This window comes from Agromyces marinus, assembly GCF_021442325.1.
GTDB lineage: Bacteria > Actinomycetota > Actinomycetes > Actinomycetales > Microbacteriaceae > Agromyces > Agromyces marinus.
In genome coordinates, this window is sequence record NZ_CP087879.1 from 949,556 (window position 1) to 970,135 (window position 20,580).

General features: G+C 69.6%; 18 protein-coding genes. 9 read left to right on the forward strand and 9 right to left on the reverse strand.

Annotation, left to right across the window (positions count from 1 at the left end):
* Positions 1 to 46 precede the first annotated feature (46 nt).
* Together DSM26151_RS04500 and DSM26151_RS04505 are read right to left on the reverse strand one after the other, a co-directional pair.
* A complete protein-coding gene (locus DSM26151_RS04500) occupies positions 47 to 442 on the reverse strand; it encodes a DUF2304 domain-containing protein (RefSeq protein WP_234661226.1) in 396 nt (131 codons plus the stop codon).
* Complete coding sequence (locus DSM26151_RS04505) at positions 439 to 1,176, reverse strand: glycosyltransferase family 2 protein (RefSeq protein WP_234661227.1); 738 nt, start codon at positions 1,174 to 1,176, stop codon at positions 439 to 441. The genes DSM26151_RS04500 and DSM26151_RS04505 overlap by 4 nt, the downstream gene beginning before the upstream one ends.
* Before the next feature lie 66 nt (positions 1,177 to 1,242).
* Between DSM26151_RS04505 and wecB the strand changes: the two genes are divergently transcribed.
* From wecB to DSM26151_RS04525, 4 genes are all read left to right on the forward strand, one after another.
* Positions 1,243 to 2,316, forward strand: a complete 1,074-nt coding sequence (gene wecB, locus DSM26151_RS04510; protein WP_234661228.1) for a non-hydrolyzing UDP-N-acetylglucosamine 2-epimerase — start codon at positions 1,243 to 1,245, stop codon at positions 2,314 to 2,316.
* Between the two features lie 90 nt (positions 2,317 to 2,406).
* Entirely contained in the window at positions 2,407 to 4,479 is a 2,073-nt protein-coding gene (locus DSM26151_RS04515; RefSeq protein WP_234661229.1) for an LGFP repeat-containing protein, read from the forward strand.
* A gap of 92 nt (positions 4,480 to 4,571) precedes the next feature.
* Positions 4,572 to 5,666 carry a DegT/DnrJ/EryC1/StrS family aminotransferase gene (locus DSM26151_RS04520; protein WP_234661230.1) on the forward strand — a complete coding sequence of 365 codons (1,095 nt, stop codon included), beginning with the start codon at positions 4,572 to 4,574 and terminating at the stop codon, positions 5,664 to 5,666.
* Positions 5,666 to 6,658, forward strand: a complete 993-nt coding sequence (locus tag DSM26151_RS04525) for a Gfo/Idh/MocA family protein (RefSeq protein ID WP_234661231.1) — start codon at positions 5,666 to 5,668, stop codon at positions 6,656 to 6,658. Before DSM26151_RS04520 ends, DSM26151_RS04525 begins: the two co-directional genes overlap by 1 nt.
* A gap of 80 nt (positions 6,659 to 6,738) precedes the next feature.
* Here the strand turns inward: DSM26151_RS04525 and DSM26151_RS04530 are convergent, their stop codons facing one another.
* The 4 genes from DSM26151_RS04530 to DSM26151_RS04545 are packed head-to-tail and all read right to left on the reverse strand — an operon-like array spanning position 6,739 to position 12,395.
* Positions 6,739 to 8,574, reverse strand: a complete 1,836-nt coding sequence (locus DSM26151_RS04530; protein WP_234661232.1) for an ABC transporter ATP-binding protein — start codon at positions 8,572 to 8,574, stop codon at positions 6,739 to 6,741.
* A 4-nt stretch (positions 8,575 to 8,578) separates the two neighbouring features.
* Positions 8,579 to 9,760 carry a glycosyltransferase family protein gene (locus DSM26151_RS04535; protein WP_234661233.1) on the reverse strand — a complete coding sequence of 394 codons (1,182 nt, stop codon included), beginning with the start codon at positions 9,758 to 9,760 and terminating at the stop codon, positions 8,579 to 8,581.
* Positions 9,757 to 11,223 carry an alpha-2,8-polysialyltransferase family protein gene (locus DSM26151_RS04540; protein WP_234661234.1) on the reverse strand — a complete coding sequence of 489 codons (1,467 nt, stop codon included), beginning with the start codon at positions 11,221 to 11,223 and terminating at the stop codon, positions 9,757 to 9,759. The genes DSM26151_RS04535 and DSM26151_RS04540 overlap by 4 nt, the downstream gene beginning before the upstream one ends.
* Positions 11,220 to 12,395 carry a glycosyltransferase gene (locus DSM26151_RS04545; RefSeq protein WP_234661235.1) on the reverse strand — a complete coding sequence of 392 codons (1,176 nt, stop codon included), beginning with the start codon at positions 12,393 to 12,395 and terminating at the stop codon, positions 11,220 to 11,222. The genes DSM26151_RS04540 and DSM26151_RS04545 overlap by 4 nt, the downstream gene beginning before the upstream one ends.
* A 98-nt stretch (positions 12,396 to 12,493) precedes the next feature.
* On the opposite strand from DSM26151_RS04545, the gene DSM26151_RS04550 reads away from it, so the two are divergent.
* Positions 12,494 to 12,970 (forward strand): GNAT family N-acetyltransferase, encoded by a 477-nt coding sequence (locus DSM26151_RS04550; protein WP_234661236.1) that lies wholly within the window; start codon positions 12,494 to 12,496, stop codon positions 12,968 to 12,970.
* Here the strand turns inward: DSM26151_RS04550 and pseI are convergent.
* The 3 genes from pseI to pseB are packed head-to-tail and all read right to left on the reverse strand — an operon-like array spanning position 12,949 to position 16,132.
* Positions 12,949 to 14,007 carry a pseudaminic acid synthase gene (gene pseI, locus DSM26151_RS04555; RefSeq protein WP_234661237.1) on the reverse strand — a complete coding sequence of 353 codons (1,059 nt, stop codon included), beginning with the start codon at positions 14,005 to 14,007 and terminating at the stop codon, positions 12,949 to 12,951. The two genes, DSM26151_RS04550 and pseI, sit on opposite strands and share 22 nt — an antisense overlap.
* 17 nt (positions 14,008 to 14,024) lie before the next feature.
* Positions 14,025 to 15,152: a DegT/DnrJ/EryC1/StrS family aminotransferase gene (locus DSM26151_RS04560; RefSeq protein WP_234661238.1), complete on the reverse strand. Its 1,128-nt coding sequence runs from the start codon at positions 15,150 to 15,152 to the stop codon at positions 14,025 to 14,027.
* Positions 15,152 to 16,132 (reverse strand): UDP-N-acetylglucosamine 4,6-dehydratase (inverting), encoded by a 981-nt coding sequence (gene pseB, locus DSM26151_RS04565; RefSeq protein WP_234661239.1) that lies wholly within the window; start codon positions 16,130 to 16,132, stop codon positions 15,152 to 15,154. The genes DSM26151_RS04560 and pseB overlap by 1 nt, the downstream gene beginning before the upstream one ends.
* Before the next feature lie 364 nt (positions 16,133 to 16,496).
* Here pseB and DSM26151_RS04570 point away from each other — a divergent pair, with 364 nt between their 5' ends.
* From DSM26151_RS04570 to glf, 4 genes are read left to right on the forward strand one after another with little or no spacing between them, the layout of a single operon-like run.
* The gene (locus DSM26151_RS04570) at positions 16,497 to 17,252 is read left to right on the forward strand and encodes a glycosyltransferase (RefSeq protein ID WP_234661240.1); all 756 of its coding nucleotides are present in this window, start codon (positions 16,497 to 16,499) and stop codon (positions 17,250 to 17,252) included.
* 4 nt (positions 17,253 to 17,256) lie between these two features.
* Positions 17,257 to 17,970: a glycosyltransferase family protein gene (locus DSM26151_RS04575; RefSeq protein WP_234661241.1), complete on the forward strand. Its 714-nt coding sequence runs from the start codon at positions 17,257 to 17,259 to the stop codon at positions 17,968 to 17,970.
* Between the two features lie 35 nt (positions 17,971 to 18,005).
* On the forward strand, positions 18,006 to 19,322 hold the full coding sequence (locus DSM26151_RS04580; RefSeq protein ID WP_234661242.1) for a nucleotide sugar dehydrogenase: 1,317 nt from the start codon (positions 18,006 to 18,008) through the stop codon (positions 19,320 to 19,322).
* A 39-nt stretch (positions 19,323 to 19,361) separates the two neighbouring features.
* Complete coding sequence (glf, locus tag DSM26151_RS04585; RefSeq protein WP_234661243.1) at positions 19,362 to 20,516, forward strand: UDP-galactopyranose mutase; 1,155 nt, start codon at positions 19,362 to 19,364, stop codon at positions 20,514 to 20,516.
* The last annotated feature ends 64 nt before the right edge of the window (positions 20,517 to 20,580 follow it).

Genomic DNA, 20,580 nt, shown 5'->3' on the forward strand with positions numbered 1-20,580 from the left:
CTTTCGTCGAGCGGGGGCGCACGCGGGAGCGCCGCTCACGGCTCGGTCAAGCGTCGGTCGAAGGTGCTTCGGGGGAGTCGGACGGCGGTTCGGCGCGTCCTTCGAGTCGCTCCAATCGTACCTTCAGCAGGGCGGATTCCTCGGCGAGGGTGCGCGTCTTGTCCTCGAGATCGGTGAGTTCCGCGCTGTGCTGCAGGTTCACGAGGAAGAGCAGGACGATCGAGACGAAGAAGACCAGGTTGCTCGGAAGTCCGACGCCGAGCACCCCCGCGAGCCAGGCCACGCTCGCGGGGAAGACCGCACCGAGGAGCGCCAGGAGTGCGGCCAGGATCCACCAGACCGCATGGCGCTCGCGGAGCCGGCCCCTGCGGAGCAGTTCGACGACCGAGGCGAGTGCGACGATCGCGGCGGCGATGCTGAGCAGGTACACCATCGTGCTCATGCCGTCGACTCCGCGCTCTCGAGCCGAACGGTGGGGCGTGCGAGCGCGAAGACGAGTGCCATGCAGGCACGAGCCAGGTACGCGGCCGCTCGAACGGGGTGGTGGGAGGGCACCCCGCCCTGGCGGACGCGCATGGACACCGGGAGTTGCCTGATCGTGAGCCCGGATCGCGCGGCGATCACCAGCGCCTCGACGGTGTCTCCGAGGTACTCCGCCGGGTAGGTGTGCGCGAACAGCGCGACCGCCCGGGGTCCGCTCGCCTTGAAGCCGCTGGTGGCATCGGTCAGCCTGGTGCTCGCGATCCTGCCGATCACCGCGGCGAGCACCTTCATCGCCCAACGGCGTGGACCTCGTGCGGCGTACTCGCCGGTCCCGGCGAACCGTGCACCGATCACGACGTCCGCCGAGTCGAGTTCGGCGACGAGGCGGGGAACATCGCGCGGGTCGTGCTGGCCGTCGGCGTCGACCTGGACGACGACCGTGTAGCCGTTGCGGACGGCGTACCGGAAGCCCGCACGCATGGCGCCACCGACGCCGAGGTTGTAGGGCAGTTCGATCACGGTCGCGCCGCCGCGCCGTGCGACGTCGACGGTGCCGTCCGTCGAGCCGTCGCTGACGACGACGCAGTCGATGCCCGGGAGCGTCGACGAGAGCTCGTCGAGGAGGGGGCCGAGCGCCTGTTCCTCGTTGAACGCGGGCAGCACGATGAGCGTGCGCTGCGGTGGGATCGGCATGTCGGCGATACTAGCAATCGGTCGCTGGGCGCCTGCCGCCCCGGACGGGTCGTCTACGATCGTGGCGTGAAGGTTCTCAGCGTCGTCGGCGCACGCCCGCAGTTCGTCAAGCTCGCGCCCATCAGTCGGGCCGCGGAGGCGGCAGGCGTCGACCACGTGATCGTCCACACCGGCCAGCACTACGACCCGATGCTCTCGGATGTGTTCTTCACCGACCTGTCGATCCCGGCGCCCACGGTGCACCTCGGCGTCGGCTCGGGGAGCCATGGAGTGCAGACCGGCGCCATGCTCGGCGCCCTCGATGCGGTTCTCGACGAGCACGCACCGGATTGGGTCCTCGTCTACGGCGACACGAACTCCACCCTCGCGGCCGCGGTCAGCGCGGTGAAACTGCACTACCCGGTCGCGCACCTCGAAGCGGGGCTGCGCTCCTTCAACCGGCGGATGCCGGAGGAGCACAACCGGGTGCTCACCGATCACGCAGCCGACCTCTGCCTCGCCCCGACGCAGGTCGCGCTCGATCACCTCCGGGCCGAGGGGCTCGCAGAACGATCCGTCCTCGTCGGCGATGTCATGACCGACGTCCTCCTGAACGTCCGCGAGCTCGTCGCGGGCGATCGCCCGGCGTCGCTCTCGGAGACCGGGCTCGCCGACGGAGGGTTCTACCTCGCGACGATCCACCGGGCCGAGAACACCGATGATCCCACCCGGCTCCGGACGATCGTGGAGAGCCTGGCCCAGCTCGACCGTCCGGTCCTGATCGTCGCGCACCCGCGGCTCGTGGCGAAGGCCGCCGAGCACGGCATCGAGCTCGCCACGGGCACCCTCGTGCCGCACCGCCCGCTCAGGTATCCCGAACTCGTCGCGGTGGCGGAGCGGAGCGCGGGCGTGGTCACCGATTCGGGCGGGCTCCAGAAGGAGGCGTTCCTGCTGAGGGTCCCGTGCACGACCGTGCGCACCGAGACGGAATGGGTCGAGACGGTTGACCTGGGCTGGAACGTCCTCGCCGACACGCACGAGGAGATCTCGCGCGCGGTGCAGCGTCCCGCGCCCGAGCCGACCCGGGCCGAGCCCTACGGCGACGGTCGCGCCGCGGAGCGGGTGATCCGCACCCTGCTCGAGGCGCGTCGCGCGGGCTGACGCCGCGCCGTCCGTCGGCCCGTGCCGGTCCGCGAGCGCTGGGTATAGTGAGCCGTGCTCGACCGACACACGCACGGGAGGCCCCGGCCCATGGCGCGCATCGCACGACGAACAGCCGTCCTCGTCACGGCGGTGGCCGTGCTGGCGGGGCTGCTGACTGGGTTCCAGGTCGCCTCGTCGCCGGTCCCGGCAGCGCACGCGGCAGATGGCCGCGACTTCGATCCGGGACTGATCATCACCGACGAGGTCTTCTACCAGAGTCGCACGATGACGGTCGCCCAGGTGCAGTCGTTCCTGAATGCGCAGGTGCCCTCGTGCGCCGCCGGGTACACGTGCCTGAGGAGCTACGTCGAGACCTCGCGGTCGCAGCCAAAGCGCGCCGAGGGGTGTTCCGCCTATGCCGGACAGCGGGAATCGGCGGCCCTGATCATCTACAAGGTGGCCGCGGCGTGCGGCATCAACCCCAGGGTGCTGCTCGTGCTGCTCGAGAAGGAGCAGGGCCTCGTCAGCGACTCGATGCCCTCGGCCCGGCAGTACCGGTCTGCGACGGGATACGGATGTCCCGACACCGCTGACTGCGACACCCTCTACTACGGCTTCTTCAATCAGGTGTACCACGCGGCGTGGCAGTTCAGGAAGTACCGTGCGTACCCGGACATCCGTCGCTACCAGGCGGGCAGGAACAACACCATCCAGTGGCATCCGAACGCCGCGTGCGGCAGTTCGACCGTGTACATCAGGAACCAGGCGACGGCCGGCCTGTACGTCTACACGCCGTATCGCCCGAACGCCGCCGCCCTGCGCAACCTGTACGGCACCGGGGACTCGTGCTCGTCCTACGGCAACCGGAACTTCTGGCGGCTGTTCACCGACTGGTTCGGTTCGACCGGTGTCGCGGTCGTCTCCGACGTCTTCGATGCGCTCTACGCGAGTTCCGGCGGGGCGAGCGGGCCGCTCGGGCTGCCCACGGCAGGTGCGGTCAGGCTCGCCGACGGCGGATACTCGCAGCGGTTCCAGGGCGGGTGGGCATATCGATCGCCCGACGGTTCGGCCTTCTGGACGGCGGGTGCGATCTCGCAGGAGTTCGCGCGTCGCGGCGGACCGAGCAGCAACCTCGGCTACCCCGACGGCCCGTACCAGGTCGTCGCCGGAGGCCGGGTGCAGAAGTTCGAGAAGGGCTCGATGTACTGGAGCAAGGCCGGCGGAGTCCGATCGACGCACGGTCAACTCTCACTCGACTACACCGCGATCGGCGGCCCGACGAGTGCGCTCGGCTTCCCGATCGGGAACTACGCGACGCACGCGACCGTCGGTCGCTCGCAGCGATTCGAGCGAGGCTGGCTCTACTGGGGTCCGGAGACCGGCTCCGTGCCGACCGTCGGTGCGATAGCCCGGCGGTACGCCGCCGCGGGCGGGGCGACCCAGCCGATCGGGTTCCCGTCGGCGCCTGCCGCGGCACCGGGAACCGATGGAGCCACGACCCAGCCGTTCGAGAACGGCAGCTACCACGCTTCGGCCGTCGGAACCGCGTACCTGCTCGACGCGATCGCTGCCGGGTACTCGCAGCTCGGCGGGGCGACCGGACGGCTCGGTCATCCGGTCTCCGACACGGTCGCCGTCGCGGGCGGGTTCACTCAGCAGTTCAAGGGAATCTGGCTGATCGTCTCAGAGGGAGGGGATGCCAGGACCACATCGGGCAGTCTCGGCGCCGAGTACATGAAGACCGGACCGGCGGGCCGTGCGGGATTCCCCGTCGGCGACTACCAGGTCGTCGGCGACGGACGGAGCCAGCAGTTCGAGCACGGGACCTACCTCTGGTCGAGGCCTGGCGGCGTTCGGTTCGTCCCGACCCGGATCGCCGAAGCCATGACGGCCGCCCGGGGGCCGGTCTCCACGACCGGATTCCCGGTCGGCGACGCGACGGACTACCCGGGAGGCGGTCTCGGCCAGCGATTCCAGTTCGCGGCGGTCTGGTGGTCTGCCGCCGGAGGCTTCTACACGGCCGGTTCGCTGGGCGCCCACTACCTGAAGATCGGCGGTCCACGCAGTTCGCTCGGATACCCGATCGGTCAGTACACGGCCCATTCCGATGGGTCGCGGTCGCAGCGATTCCAGCACGGGACGCTGGTCTGGACCTCGGCGACGGGCGTCGTCCGCAAGTAGCTGCGGCGTTCGGGCCGGTCGGGGCGAGAAGGTAGGCTTGACCGTCGTCTCCTGTGCCGTCCGGCAGATCTTAACTACGAGAGGTGGGGCGCGTGAGCGGTCCAGAGTTCATTCCCGCTGCGAAGCCGATCATCGGTGACGACGAGCGCGCAGCCGTCGACGCAGTCCTGCGATCCGGCATGGTCGCCCAGGGGCCCGAGGTCGCGGCGTTCGAGCGTGAATTCTCCGAGGTGCTCCTCGACGGCCGATCGACCGTCGCGGTCAACTCCGGGACCTCGGGACTGCATCTCGGACTCCTCGCGGCCGGCGTCGGGCCGGGCGACGAGGTCATCGTGCCGTCCTTCACCTTCGCGGCGACGGCGAACTCGGTCGCGCTCACCGGCGCGACCCCGGTCTTCGCCGACATCGAGCCGGAGTACTTCTGCCTCGATGCGGCCGCTGTGGAATCGGCGATCACCGAGCGCACCGTCGGAATCATGCCGGTCCACCTCTACGGGCACCCGGCCGACGTCGACGCGCTGGCCTCCCTCGCGGACCGGCGGGGGATCCGGCTGTTCGAGGACGCGGCCCAGGCACACGGCGCAACCTTCCGCGGTCGCGCCGTCGGCACGTTCGGGTCGTTCGCGATGTTCAGCCTGTACCCGACGAAGAACATGACCTCGGGGGAGGGGGGCATGGTCTCCACAGGCGACCCCGAGATCGAACGACGCCTCCGACTCCTCCGCAATCAGGGGATGGACCGCCAGTACGAGAACGAGCTCGTGGGCTTCAACGCACGCATGACCGACATCCATGCTGCGATCGGGCGGGTCCAGCTGACGAAGGTCCAGGCGTGGACCGAGCAGCGTCGTCGGAACGCGGCATTCCTCAGCGCGCACCTCGAGGGGGTCACCACGCCGGTGATCGCGCCCGAAGCGACCCACGCCTTCCACCAGTACACGATTCGCGTACCTGAGGGCCGCGACGAGTTGGCGGCCGCGCTGCGCGCAGAGTACGGGATCGGCTCGGGCGTCTACTATCCGATCCCGAACCACCGTCTGCCGTCGTTCGACCGCGCCGTGGAGCTGCCGCAGACGGAGCGAGCAGCGCGAGAGGCGCTCTCGCTGCCGGTGCACCCGTCGCTCACCGACGGGGACCTCGAGCGCATCGTCGCCGCGGTCAACGAGTGGGCGAAGGCGGGTGCGTGATGGCCGACCTGCGGATGGGCCTCGTCGGCCTGGGAATGATGGGGCGCCATCATGCACGTGTCGTCCGTGAACTCGACGGCGTTCGACTCGTCGGGGCGGCGGACGCGCTCGGCGATGTCCACGGAGCGATGTCCGGACTGCCGGTCTACGACACGGTCGCAGAACTGGTCGACGCGGGCATCGACATGTGCGTCGTCGCCGTTCCCACGGCCCTGCACGAGGAGGTCGCCCTCGAACTCGCCGAGGCGGGCGTGCACACACTCGTCGAGAAGCCGATCGCGAGCGACAGCGCAGGCGGTCGTCGCATCGTCGAGGCGTTCCGCACGCGGGGCCTCGTCGGCGGCGTCGGACACATCGAGCGGTTCAATCCGGCACTGCAGAACGTCCGTGAGCGACTCGAGGGCGGTGAACTCGGCGAGGTCTACCAGATCGCGACCCGACGACAGGGGCCGTTCCCCGGCCGGATCGCCGATGTCGGGGTCGTCAAGGATCTCGCCACGCATGACATCGACCTGACGGCGTGGCTCGCGCGCAGCCGATACGCGAGCGTCTTCGCACGTGCGACGCACCGCAGCGGGCGTCCCTACGAGGACATGATCGCGGTGACCGGTCAGCTCGAGAACGGGGTGATCACGAACCACCTCGTGAACTGGCTGTCGCCCATGAAGGAACGGTTGACGGTGATCACCGGGGCGCGCGGAGCGTTCGTCGCAGACACCCTCACTGCCGACCTGACGTTCTTCGAGAACGGCACCGTGGCGACGGAGTGGGCTTCCATGGCGACGTTCCGTGGAGTGTCCGAGGGGGCGGCGACCCGTTACGCCATCGTGAAGAAGGAGCCGCTGCGTGCCGAGCACGAGGCGTTCCGCGATGCCGTCCTCGGGCTGTCGGACCGGTTGGTCAGCCTCGAGGAGGGCCTGCGCACCGTCATCGTGGCGGAGGCCGTCATCGCGTCGGCACGAGACCACGTCGTCGAGTCGATCGAGGCCTGAGGGCTCGGGGCCTGCGGCCCCGAGCCCTGCGGCCCGCACCTCGGCCGGAGCGCGTTCACCGGCGAGATCGGCGAACGCGCTCAGTCGTCGGCCGGTGCGTCCCCACTCCGGCTCGAGCGCGTCGAGGGCGACCCCGGCTCGACGAGCCCGGCGAGCGCGGCCTGGTGGGCGAAGTCGGGAACGTCGCGGACGAGCTCGTCGAACGTCCCACGACCGATCACCTCACCGCCGCGAAGGTAGAAGATCTGGTCCGCGTGCATGACGGTCGCGAGCCGGTGCGCGACCATCACGATCGTCATCGAACCGCGCATCTTCTTCAGCCGCTGGGTGATCGCTGCCTCGGTGGCCGTGTCGAGCGCGCTCGTGGCCTCATCCATGACCAGGACCGCGGGGTCGGCGTACAGCGCGCGCGCGATGCCGATCCGCTGGCGTTGGCCGCCGGAGAGCGACAGGCCGCGTTCGCCGACCGTCCCGTCGATGCCGTCCGGCCGCGCGTCGATCGTCTGCAGCAGCTGAGCCTGGTCGAGCGCATCGCGGACGCGCTCGCGATCGAAGTCCTCGCGCCAGGTCAGCGCGACGTTCTGCGCGACCGTGCTGTCGAACAGCGAGACCTCCTGGGGCACGTAGGCGACATGCGATCGCCATGCGGTCGTCAGCGAGGTCAACGGGATCCCGTCGACGGTGATGGTGCCCTCGGTCGGGTCGATCAGGCCGAGCAGGAGGTCGATGATGGTCGATTTTCCTGCGCCCGATGACCCGACGAAGGCGACCGTCTGTCCGAATGGAATCTCGAGGTCGACCGACCGGACCGCGGGCTCGGCCGGGTCGGCGTACCGGAACGTCACCTGCTCGAACTTGAGCGTGCGCGGGTGCTCCGGGAGGTCGGTCTTCGGCCGGGCCAGGCGTTCCCGCCCGGCCGCCTCGGCGGCCGTGATCTCATCGATGACGCGACGTGCGTGCGGTGTGTTGTTCGTCACCGTCGTGATGACGCTCTGGAATCGCACGAGGGACGGTGCCATCCGGAATCCGGCGAGCGAGAACAGGGCGACGGCCGTGAAGGCCTCGGCGGTGCCCCCCGTGATCCAGCCGACCGCACCGACCAGGACGAAGCCGCCGATGATCGCTGCCTCGAGGACGTACCTGGGCACCTGCGACAGGAACTGGTAGTTCGCGCGTGCCCTGGTCGTGTGGACGCGGTTCTCCCGGACGACCTCTCCGACCTCGGCGGACTTGCCGCGGAGCGTGACCTCCTTCAGCGCGCCGACCATCTCGGTGATCAGGCGCGAGCTGCGGAGGGTGTACTTCAGGTTCACGCGCCCCGCCTGCCGAGCGCGTCGGGTGATCCAGAACGAGAGCACGAGGGCGACGATGCCGAGGTAGATGAACGCGGTGAGTGCCACGACCGGTTGCACGATCGCCAGGACGACGATGACCACCACGAAGCTGAAGGCCTCGCCGATCAGCGACGCGCCCGGGAGGAGCACGCCGGCGATCGTCGCGCCGACGCTGGAGTCGACGATGCGGACGAGGTCGGTCGAGTTCTTCCGCAGCCGGACGACCCACGGTGCTTCGATGTAGGCGTTGAAGAGCCGGGAACCCGTCTCGAGTTCGAACCGCGAGAACCTGCGGGTGGCCCACCAGAGCAGGAGGACGGCGAACGCGCCCTTCAGCACCACCAGGAAGCAGACGAGGACGATCATCGCGATGAGGCCGACGCCCTCGACCTCTCCGAAGAGGGGAAGCGTGACCGACGTCCCCGCGACGAGCGGCGTGATGACGGCCGCGAGCAGGGCGAGCGACGCGGCGTCGAGGATCGACAGCAGGGCGAGGGAGCCCGCGTACCGGACGAAGAACTTCCGTGCATCCTCGGGCAGGACCGCGAGCAGCTCGCGGTACAGGCTGGTGAGGTTCTTCACAGCGTCACCTTTCGTCGATCCCGACGGCTCTGCGGAAGACATCGCCCTCGTGCGCGGCGTTCAGGTCCTGTGCGGCCGCCGCGGAGGCGTTCTTCATCCGGCGGATGTCGTCGGCCGTCAGATTCCGCACGCTGTCCGCGAGGTCCTCCGCGGTCCAGCCGGAGGCGATGGTCCCGTTGCCGTAGGCCTCGATCAGCTCGGCCATCATGACACTCGGTCCGATCGCCAGCGCCAGACGTCCCTGGACCGCTTCGAACAGCTTGTTCGGCAGGACGAAGCGGAGGTTCTCGGTCACGGGCGGGAAGAACATCACCTCGATGTCGTAGGCGTTGATGGACGACGCGATCTCCCGCATCGGGACCGGGGGCAGGATCCGGACCCGGTCGCCGAGCTCGGCGGCGTACTCCTCGACACCGGCGATGACCTCGGCGGAGCCGAGGAGCATGAGCGTGAGCCTGAACCGCTCGGGGAGCAGGCCAACGGCGTCGACCATCTCTCGCAGGCCCCTGGTCCACGCCGCCGCCCCGTGATGGACGAGTTCGACCCGGTCCTCACGGACCGCGCTCGGCTCCAGGTCCTCGAGCTCCGGTGCGTTGCGGATGACCGCGAGCGGCGGGACGGCGAACTCGTCCTGGTAGAGCTCTGCGATTCCCCGCACGACGGCGGACCGACTCGTGAACACGGGGTCAGCGATCATCGCCCGGCCCCAGGCGTAGTAGGGGTTCGCCAGGCGCCCGCCTCGTACCGACCGACGGTACTTCGGCGGGTGGTGCTCGTGCAGGTCGAGATGGACCCGCGTCGATCCGGGGAGATCGGAGAACGCGTCCGTCCGAGTCCACGGCAGCAGGTGGATGTCGTTGAACACGATGAGCCCGTACTCGCCGGAACGCACGCGGTCCTCGGCCTCCCGGGGGATCCTCGCGCGACTGAGGATCTCGAACCGTCTGCGATACGGCAGGAGGGTGTGGATGAGGCCCTTGGCCACGACCGGCCGCGCCCAGCGGGGCTCGTCGTGCATCGCGAAGTGATCGCGGATCGCTTCATCCGGGCGCTCCCCGAGGCCCAGCGTGTCGACGATCCATCCGGACTCGGCGAGCCACTGCATCTGGCGTCGAACGCGTGGATCCCGCTGCAGCGGTGACTGGGAGATGACGAGTGCGGCCGGTGGCCGGGCGCCTTCGCTCACGAGGTCCTTCCTTGGCGTCGTGCCTGTTGACGGCCGGAGAACGCGACGAGGTTCTCCGCCGCGCCGGGCTTCCAGATGTCTTCGAGCGGGGTGCCGCCCGCGGGGACGGCCCGATCCGCCCCGGCGAACCGCTCGGCTGCACGCACGACGGATCCTCCGTCGCCGATTCGCTCGCCGAACAGCCGATCCTCGATGTACAGGTCGGCGAGCGGGGAGTCGATCGCGGCGACCTGGCACCCGAACGCGAGGGCTTCGTAGAGCACTGTGCTCGCGAATCCGACGACCGCTCGCACGCGCCCGAGTGATGCGTAGACGTCGCGGTCCCGGTCCAGGATCACGCGGTCTTCGGCGAGGAGCTCGGAGTAGAGGTCGGCCACGGTCGCCAGCTCGCTGGGGTGCGGCCGGAACAGGACGTTCCAGCCCTCCGGGAGCGCGTCGCGGAGCCGCCGCACGATCTCCGTCAGCTGCTCACGCTCGTAGACGCTCGACGCGACGAGCACGAGGTTCTCGCGCGCCGAGACCGGTTCGGCTTCGGACGACCGAGCATCGAGGTGCGGCTTCCCGATCGCGACCGTGGCGCCGGGGAACCGGACCGCTTCGGACCAGAACTCCCCGAACGTCAGCAGGGTGTCCGGGAGGCCTGCGTTCAGCTCGGGCGAGCGCATCGCCGCGCCGAAGTTGTATGCGGCGTGGCAGGGACCGATCCAGCCGTGCTGCAGCTCAGCGACGCCGATGCCGCGTCGATGCGCGATCGAGATCATGCTCGCACGGTCGCCGTACGCTGCGGTCTGCATGTAGATCGTGGAGGGCTGGACGCGATCGAGTACGCGGGCGAACTCGGCGTCGAGGTGGCGGATGCGTGCGCTCCGGTACACCAGCTGATCGATGGAGGTCCGGACGCGGTCCGGCTCGAGGCCGAAGTGCGCGAAGTGTCGGTAGACCTCTTCGGCCCATGCGGCGACCCGGGCCCGGTCGCTGCCGCCCAGCGGCTCGAGGCGGGTGCGCGTCTCGACCCTGCTGAGCGCATCGGCGAACGTGAACGTCGACGGGAATGCGGGGCGGGCGGCCCTGGCGGTGAAGGCGTCGAAGGGGAGATCCTGCAGGATCATCGCCTCGCTCTCGAGGGCCTCTGCGAATCCGTCCGCGAGCCAGTTCGACGTGCCGGCCGGTGTCGCATACGAGGTGCCCCCGTGGACGACGAACATCGCGGACCTTCGCGGAGCGCGCCCGGCGGAGCGGGGGTTCGGCAGGCTGCGGCGGGCGATCCGTCCGAGTGCGGCGATCTTCGAATCCCGTCGCCGTACGGCGACGGTGTTGAGCTCGGCTTCGGCGATGACGCGCGAGAGCGGGATGCGCAGCAGCGGCCAGAGCGGCACGTCACCGCCCGGGATCGTGTCGAACAGGATCGCTGGAGAGTCGTCCTCGAACGCGACGATCGCCTCGGTGCCCTCGGAGGAGATCACGCGCGCGAATCCGATTCCGCCGACGATGCGCCGACCGCCTCGAGGAACCGCGAGCCCTCGTGCTCGGCGGACAGCTCGCGGGCCGCGGCATCCGTGGCCGCCTTGATCTCCCGGACGCGGTCGGCGTCCATGGCGTTGATCCCGCGCGCCAGGTCCGCGGCGGTCCAGCCGGTCACGACCTCGCCGTTTCCGTGCGCCCTGACGAGCGAGACCATGTCGGGACTGTCTCCGACGATGACACCGACCCGCGCCTGAAGCGCCTCGAAGAACTTGTTCGGCAGCGCGAACCGGAGATTCTCCGCGATCGGCGGGTAGAAGATCACCTCGAGGTCGTACGCGTTGAGGACCTCGGGCAGTTGCTCCATGGGGACGGGGTCGCGGAAGCCCACGCGTGAACCCAGCGGCGCGGCCTTGCCCTTCAGCGCCTTGATGGTCTCGGCCGGACCGATGAGCATGAGCTCCAGCGTGAACCGGGATTCGACTTCGTGCATCGCGTCGATGAGGAGGTCGAGTCCGCGCGCGCGGGCCGCGACGCCGTGGTAGATGAGCTTGATCCGACCCGGATCGACCGGCGACGGCGTCCCCTCGGCGAACGCGACCGTGTTGCGGATGACGGTCGGTGCCTCGACATCGGCGTACTCGGAGTACAGGCCGGCGATCCCCGGCGACACCACCGTGCGCGAACCGATCCTCGAGTCGCCGACGAAGCTCGCGAGCCACAGCCGGAACCGCTTGAACAGCAGCGAATGGATGGCGCCGGTGTTCTGGCTCGGGGCGAACTCGTGCAGGTCGACGTGGAGGCGGCCGCCGGGCGCGAGCAGGTCGTCGAGGTGCTCGAGGCACCACGGCAGCATCTCGACCTCGTTGCAGATCACCAGGTCGTAGCGTTCGGCGCCCGGCTCGGTCATCGCGGGGGGCACCGTGCCGCCGATCAGCGCCGAGTACCGGGCGCGGTTCGGGAGGAACGCGTAGCAGGCGACCCGGACCGGGAAGGATCGTCGGGGCATCTCGAAGTGCGCACCGGCCTGGGCGTCCCATCCGCCGCCCCGCCCGAGCGTGTCGACGCTCCAGCCGGCCTCGGCGAGCCACCGCACCTGCTTCAGTACGCGCGGGTCGCGGGCGATGACGGAATCGGACGCGATCAGGACGCGGTTCGGGTGGGCTTGTGACACTGCAATAATCTACCAACCCCGAACGGGGGCTTCGCTCGCCCCGACGTATGCCGCTCGGCTCCTGGCGGTGCCGGGCCCCTGCCCCGAGGAGGGCCGACGTGACACAGCCACGGATCATCGTGCGACCGGCGGCGCCGGACGATTCGGAGGCGCTGCTCGGCTGGCGCAACGATCCCACGACACGCGCGGTGTCGCTCGACCGCGGGATCGTCGACCGGGCCGATCACGACCGCTGGTACGCCGCGGCGTTGGCGTCCACGAGCCGGCACATCCTCATCGCCGTCGTGCGGGAGGCGGGCTCGGAACTCCGGGTCGGCATGGTCCGATTCGACCGGTCCGAGGACGGCTCGCACGAGGTGAGCATCAACCTCGCGCCAGAGGCGAGGGGGAAGGGAATGTCCGGGGCGATCCTCGGTGCCGCGATCGAGGCGCTGCGCGAGGAGGCCGGCGCAGTGCTCCTCCGTGCGACGATCCGCGATGAGAACGAGCCCAGCATCCGCCTGTTCGCCGCGGCCGGGTTCCGGCTCGACGAGTCGTCCGACGGAGTCGGGCGCTACTCGCTCGCGCTCGACTGATCCGCGGGGGCGACCAGGTCCCAGTTCACCGGAGTTCCGGTCGCGGCGTCGCGTGCCGCGGTGCGTCCGAGCACGCGGTCGATCTCCGCCGGGGGCAGCCCGCCGGACGGGCGCACCGAGCGCACGTTCTCCGGGGTGAACCGTTCGCCCGCCCGAACATCGGCGGCGATGTACAGCGACGGCCTGAGCCTGAGCGACTCCGACTCGGCCGAGGTCGCCCAGGCATCCGCCGACCCGAGGGCGCGAGCTGCCGCGTCGCATTCCGCGACCAGCTGCGCCAGCTCGGACGGTTCGAGCGAGAACGCCGCGTCGACGCCGCCGTCGCCCCGGGACAGCGTGACGTGCTTCTCGATCACCGTCGCGCCGAGCGCGGTCGCGGCGACGGAGACGCCGATGCCGAGTGTGTGGTCGGACAGGCCGACCTTGGCGCCCCACATCCGCTGCATCGCGGGCATGCGCAGGAGGTTCGCGTCGTCAGGTTCCGCGGGGTAGGAGCTCGTGCAGGCGAGCAGGGTGAGGTCGGTGCACCCGCCAGACCGTGCGGCGGTCACCGCGGCATCGACTTCGCCGATCGACGCGGTGCCCACGGAGACGATCATCGGCTTGCCCGTACGGGCGACCTGCGCGATGAGCGGGAGGTCGACGATCTCGAGCGACGCGATCTTGTAGAGCGGCACGTCGAGCGACTCGAGGAACTCGACCGACGTCTCGTCGAACGGGGTGCTGAACGCGACCAGCCCGAGGTCGCGTGCGAGTTCGAAGATCGGCTCGTGCCATTCCCACGGCGTGTGCGCCTCGCGGTAGAGGTCGTACAGCGTTCGCGACGACCAGAGATCGTGGCCTTCGCTGATCCGGAACGCCGGAGCATCCACGTCGAGCGTGATCGTGTCGGGCGTGTACGTCTGGATCTTGACCGCGCTGGCGCCGGTGTCGGCGACGGCGCGCACGATGTCGAGGGCACGGGGAAGGGAGCCGTTGTGGTTCCCGGAGATCTCCGCGACGATCAACGGTCCGGCGGGCGTCGTCGGTGCGGGCATGGGGTTTCCTTCCTCGATCACGAGAGGATCTCGCGGAGCGCGTCGATGACCCGCGACTGGTCGTCGTCGGTGAGATCGGCGAACATCGGCAGCGACAGTTCCTCCGCGTAGAACCGCTCCGCGACCGGGCACATTCCCCGCCGATAACCGAGGTCCTCGAACACGGGGTGCCAGTAGACCGGGATGTAGTTGACCTGGACGAGGATGCCGCGCTCGCGCATCGCGGTGTACACCTCGCGCCTGCGACCGTCGAGCACGCGCAGGGCGAACAGGTGCCAGGTCGGGTCGATCCCGTCGACCCGGGCGGGCAGCCGGATCCCGTCGAGGTCGGAGAGTTCGCGGACGTACCGGTCGAAGATCGCCGCGCGGCGCGCCTTGAACCGCTCCAGCCGGGTGAGCTGGCTGCTTCCGAGCGCGGCCAGGACGTCGGGGAGGCGGTAGTTCAGGCCGAACTCGTGGACCTCCTGGTGCCAGCCGCCTTCGTCGGGGTGACGCTGCAGGTCGCGGTCCCGGACCAGGCCGTGCAGCTTGAAACGACGCACGCGCTCGAGGAGCGCCGGATCCGTCGAGACGACCGCCCCGCCCTCGGCGGTGGTGAGGTTCTTCGTCGGGAAGAAGGAGAAGGTCGTGAGGTCGGCGATGCTGCCGACGGGACGGGACCGCGAGACGGAGCCGATCGAGTGCGCCGCGTCTTCGAGCAGGAGCGCGCCCGCGCCGTGCGCGATCGGCAGGAGCGCGTCCAGGTCGGCCGGCTGACCGGCGTAGTCCACGGCTGCCACGACCCGCGTGCTCGGCGTGATCGCGCTCGCGACCGAGTCGGGGTCGATGTTCGCGGTCGCGTCCTCGACGTCGGCGAACACGATCTCCGCGCCGAGTTGCGCCGCGGTCGCCGCGGTGGCGACGAACGTCATCGGGGTGGTCACCACGATGTCGCCGCGGCCGACGCCCGCTGCGGCGTACGCGGCGTGAAGTGCTGCGGTGCCCGACGACACCGCGACCGCGCCGGGGGTTCCGGCGCGCTCGGCGATGTCCGCCTCGAACCGATCGGAGGCCGGTCCCATCGTGAGCCAGTCGCTCCGGAGCGCGGCGACGACGGCTGCCACGTCATCCTCGTTGATGGACTGGCGGCCGTACGGGATCGTCATCAGGTGAGGTTCTCGACGAGCGCGCGGATGTCGTCCACGCTCAACCACTGGTCGTTCGAGTCCGAGCGGTAGGCGAACCCGTCCGGTACGGGATCGCCCTCGGGCGCCGTGAACCCCCACTCGGCGATCGTCGGAAGCACGACGTACCGGTCGCCCATGAGCAGGGTCCGCCTGCTGTCGTCCTCGGAGATCATCTCCTCGTGGAGCTTCTCACCGGGGCGGATGCCGATGTCGACCGTCTCGCTGCCCGGTGCGACGGCTTCGACGACGTCGAGGATGCGCGTGCTCGGGATGCGCGGGACGTAGAGCTCGCCGCCGCGCATCAGGTCGAAGGAGTCGACGACGAACTGCACGGCTTCGGGAAGCGTGATCCAGAACCGCGTCATCCGCTCGTCCGTGATCGGGAGCGGCCTGCCTTCCGCTGCCAGTCGCTTGAAGAAGGGGATGACCGAACCGCGCGAGCCCATCACGTTGCCGTATCGCACGACGCAGAAGCGGGTGTCGTACGCGGCGGCGTAGTGGTTGCCGGACTGGAAGAGCTTGTCGGCGGCGAGCTTGGTCGCGCCGTAGAGGTTGAGCGGGCTGGAGGCCTTGTCGGTGGAGAGCGCGACGACGCGCTTCACGCCGGCGTCGATCGACGCTTCGATGACGTTCTGGGACCCGACGATGTTCGTCTGGACGAACTCGAAGGGGTTGTACTCCGCCGTGTCGACCTGCTTGAGCGCAGCGGCGTGCACGACGTAGTCGACGCCGTGCATCGCACGGCGCAGCCGGTGCTGGTCGCGGATGTCGCCGATGAACCACCGCAACCGAGGGTCGTTGTCGAGCAACTGACGCGCCTCGTACTGCTTGAGTTCGTCACGCGAGAAGATGACGATGCGTTCGGGGTCGTGGTCCTGAAGCAGTTGCCGGATGAATGCCTTGCCGAACGAGCCCGTCCCGCCGGTGACGAGAACGGACGAACCGTCGAGAATTGACAATGCCATAACCTCTCAGTTGTTGCGGCGCGTTCCGCGTTGCGGTCAACCACTCAAGCTTACCCAGTCGGCCGGGCCGCGGCCGTCGAGCCGGGGGCGCCGTGAAGGAGGGGTCATGCGGGTCGCGTTGCGTGCCGATGCCGGCGTGCGTCAGGGGACCGGTCACGTCATGCGCTGTCTCACGCTGGGCGGGGAGCTGCTCCGTCGCGGTCACGATGTGCGCCTCGTGACCGCGCCGATCGACGTGGAATGGCTCCAGGCGGCGATTCGGGAGAGCGGGATCCGTGTTGAGCCGGCGGTTGCACACCGGATCGATGCGGCGAGTCACCGCAGGATCGGGGCGGACTGGACGGTCGTCGACTCCTACTTGATCCCGCCGGAGGAGATCGACCTGCTCGCCGCCGACGGAAACGTGCTGATGGTCGTCGATGGAGACGTCCGTGGCGTCCGCGCGCACCTCTATCTCGACCAGAACCTCGGTGCCGACCGGCATCCCTGGCCCGACATCGCCCGGGACCGGCAACTGCTCGGCGCGCAGTACGCGCTCATCCGCCGTTCGGTCGTCGAGGCGCGGCGGCCGCGGCCGTGGAACTGGCCGGAGCGCGAAGCGCCCCGCCTGGTGGTCATGCTCGGCGGCTCCGACCCCCGCGGGCTGACGGGACTCGTCGCGGCGGAGCTCGCCCGGATCGACCACGACCTGCGCGTCACCGTCGTGGTCCCGCCCGGGGCGCGGGAGGCGGTCGCGCGGCGACTCGGGGCGGACCCGCGGTTCAGCCTCATCGAGACGACGCCTCGGCTCGTCGACCACCTCGCCGCCGCGGACCTCGTCGTCTCGGCCGCCGGGACGACCGCGTGGGAGATCTGCACCCTCGGCCTGCCGGCGGTGCTCCTCGCGGTGGTCGACAACCAGCGGGAGTCGCTCGCACGCGCATCCGAACTCGGACTGTGCGTGGGGGCCGACGTGACCGAGCGCGACGACCTCGGCGGCCTCGCCGAGTCGGTCCGGTCGCTGATCGCGGATGAGCCGCTCCGGCGGCGCCTCTCGGAGCGCTGCCTCGAGCACTTCGACGGGGGAGGGGCGCGACGCGTCGCCGAGACGATGGAGCGGCACGTCTACGCTTGACGACATGATGCTCGCCGTCCTGCAGGCCCGCTGCAGCTCGACTCGCCTGCCGGGCAAGGTGCTCGCGCCGGTCCTGGACCGGCCCATGATCCTGCGTCAGCTCGAGCGCATCGAGCGTGCGGCGCGCATCGACGGGCTCGTCGTCGTGACCTCCGTCGATCCCAGCGACGATCCGTTGGTCGAGGTCCTCGACGGCGAGGGCATCCCGACCAGACGCGGCTCGCTCGCGGACGTGTACTCGAGGTTCGCCGGCGTCGTCGACGAGTTCGGGCCCGAGCACATCGTGCGACTCACCGCCGACTGCCCGCTCACCGACCCCGAGGTGATCGACCTCGTCGCCCAGCGGCACCTCGAGTCCGGTGCCGACTACACGTCCAACGCGCTGATCCGCACGTTCCCGCACGGTCTCGACGTCGAATGCGTCTCCGCCGACGCGTTCCGACGCTTGGGCGCCCTCGGGCTCGGTCCGCGTGAGCGCGAACACGTCACCCTCGGCCTCTACGCCCGCCCCGAGATGTTCAGGATCGAGCACGTGGTTCGCGAGCCCGACCTCTCGGGCCTGCGGTGGACGGTCGACTACCGGTCCGACCTGGAGTTCGTCCGCCGCGTGTACGCCGAGCTCCATCCCTCGGATCCCGCGTTCGGGACCCGCGACATCCTCGCACTGCTCGAGTCCCGGCCGGAACTGGTGCACACCGCCGACGACATCGGCGACTGACGACCGCGGCCCGGCGAGCGCTTAGGATCGAACCCATGCGTATCGCCGTCGTGGCCCTCGGAAAGATCGGCCTCCCCCTTGCAGTCCAGTTCGCAGATCGAGGTCACGACGTGGTCGGCGTCGACGTGAACCGAGCGGTCGTCGACCTGGTGAACCAGGGCACCGAGCCCTTCCCGGGCGAGGCGCACCTGCAGGAGAAGCTCAGCGAGCTCGTTCCCGCCGGTCGCCTGCGCGCGACGACGGACTACGCCGACGCGATCCCCGGCGCAGACGCCGTCGTCCTCGTCGTGCCGCTGTTCGTGGACGACGCGACCTGGGAGCCGGACTTCGGCTGGATGGATGCCGCGACGGCGTCGCTCGCCGAACACCTCACCCCGGGCACGCTCGTCTCGTACGAGACCACGCTTCCCGTCGGCACCACGCGGACGCGCTGGAAGCCCATGCTCGAGGAGGGTTCCGGACTCGTCGAGGGTCGTGACTTCCACCTCGTCTTCTCGCCCGAGCGCGTGCTCACCGGGCGCGTGTTCGCCGACCTGAAGAAGTACCCGAAGCTCGTCGGAGGCCTGAGCGAGGCCGGTGCGAGCCGTGCTGTCGAGTTCTACGAGCAGGTCCTCACCTTCGACGAGCGGCCGGACCTCGAGCGTGGCAACGGCGTGTGGGATCTGGGCAGTGCCGAGGCCGCGGAGATGGCCAAGCTCGCGGAGACCACCTACCGGGACGTCAACATCGGATTGGCCAACCAGTTCGCGCTCTTCGCGGACCAGGTCGGCATCGACGTCTACTCGGTCATCGATGCGAGCAACTCGCAGCCGTTCAGCCACATCCACCGGCCCGGCATCGCGGTGGGCGGCCACTGCATCCCGGTGTACCCGCGTCTGTACCTCTCGACCGACCGCGATGCGGAGATCGTTCGCACCGCGCGCCTGCTCAACGCGTCGATGCCGGGCCGCCTCGTCGACCAGGCGGCCGCGATCCTCGGTGATCTCGAGGGCCTGACCGCAGTCGTCCTGGGTGCCGCCTACCGCGGTGGCGTGAAGGAGACGGCGTTCTCCGGTGTCTTCGCGACCGTCGAGGCGCTGCGCGCCCGCGGCGCGAGGGTGCTCGTGCACGACCCGCTCTACTCCGACGAGGAACTCGGCCGATTCGGCTGGGATGCGTTCCACTTCGGCGACCGGGTCGACCTCGCGATCGTGCAGGCCGACCACGCCGAGTACCGCACGATGCAGCCGGCCGATGTCGCAGGGGTCCGGCTGCTCGTGGACGGGCGCAACATCACCGACGCCCGGACCTGGGCCGGTACTCCGCGCATCGTGATCGGAGCGGGCGGCATCGCGGCTCCCGTCGCGCCGTGAACGGTCCCGGCATGCACATCGATCGGAACAGGGGGCACCATGGCTGAGATCGACCTCGTCGTCGTCGGATCCGGGTTCTACGGCCTCACGGTGGCCGAGCGGGCCGCGGTCGAGCTGGGCCGCAAGGTGGTCGTGATCGACCGTCGCGACCACATCGGCGGCAACGCGTACAGCAAGGCCGAGGACGAGACCGGGATCGAGGTCCACTGCTACGGTGCGCACCTCTTCCACACCTCCAACCCTCGCGTCTGGGAGTACGTCAACCGCTTCACGAGCTTCACGGACTACGTGCACCGGGTGTACACGACGCACCGGGGCGAGGTCTTCCCGATGCCGATCAACCTCGGCACGGTCAACCAGTTCTTCCGTTCGGCCCACGGCCCCCGCGCAGCCCGTGACCTGGTCGCGGAGCAGGCGGCGGAGGTCCATTCGGACGACGTGTCGAACCTCGAGGAGAAGGCGATCTCGCTGATCGGCCGTCCGCTGTACGAGGCGTTCATCCGCGACTACACGGCCAAGCAGTGGCAGACCGATCCGACGGAGCTTCCGGCCGAGATCATCAGCCGCCTCCCGGTGCGCTACACCTACGACAACCGCTACTTCAACGACACGTGGGAAGGCCTCCCGACAGACGGGTACACCGCCTGGATCGAGCGGATGGCGGACCATCCCAACATCGAGGTCCGCCTCTCGACCGACTTCTTCGACGAGTCGCAGCCGGTGAACAAGTCGGCCGTCGTCGGGAACGTGCCCGTGGTCTACACGGGACCGGTCGACCGGTACTTCGACTACTCCGAGGGCGAACTCTCCTGGCGCACGCTCGACTTCGAGCAGGAGGTGCTCCCGGTCGGCGACTTCCAGGGGACGTCGGTGATGAACTACGCCGACCTGGAGATCCCGTACACGCGCATCCACGAGTTCCGGCACTTCCATCCCGAGCGCGAGTACCCCGGCGACAAGACGGTCATCATGCGCGAGTTCTCGCGCTTCGCCGAGCGCGGCGACGAGCCGTACTACCCGGTCAACACCCCCGAGGATCGTGCTCGCCTGCTCGCGTACCGCGAGCTCGGCAAGCAGGAGTCGGGCGTGCACTTCGGGGGCAGGCTCGGCACCTACCAGTACCTCGACATGCACATGGCGATCGGTTCCGCGTTGTCGGCATACGAGAACCGGATCAGGGCCGACCTCACCTGACCCGTCGGACCCGGTCTGCCCGTCGGCGCGACGCAGCAGCTTCGCGCCGACGAGTCGACCGGCG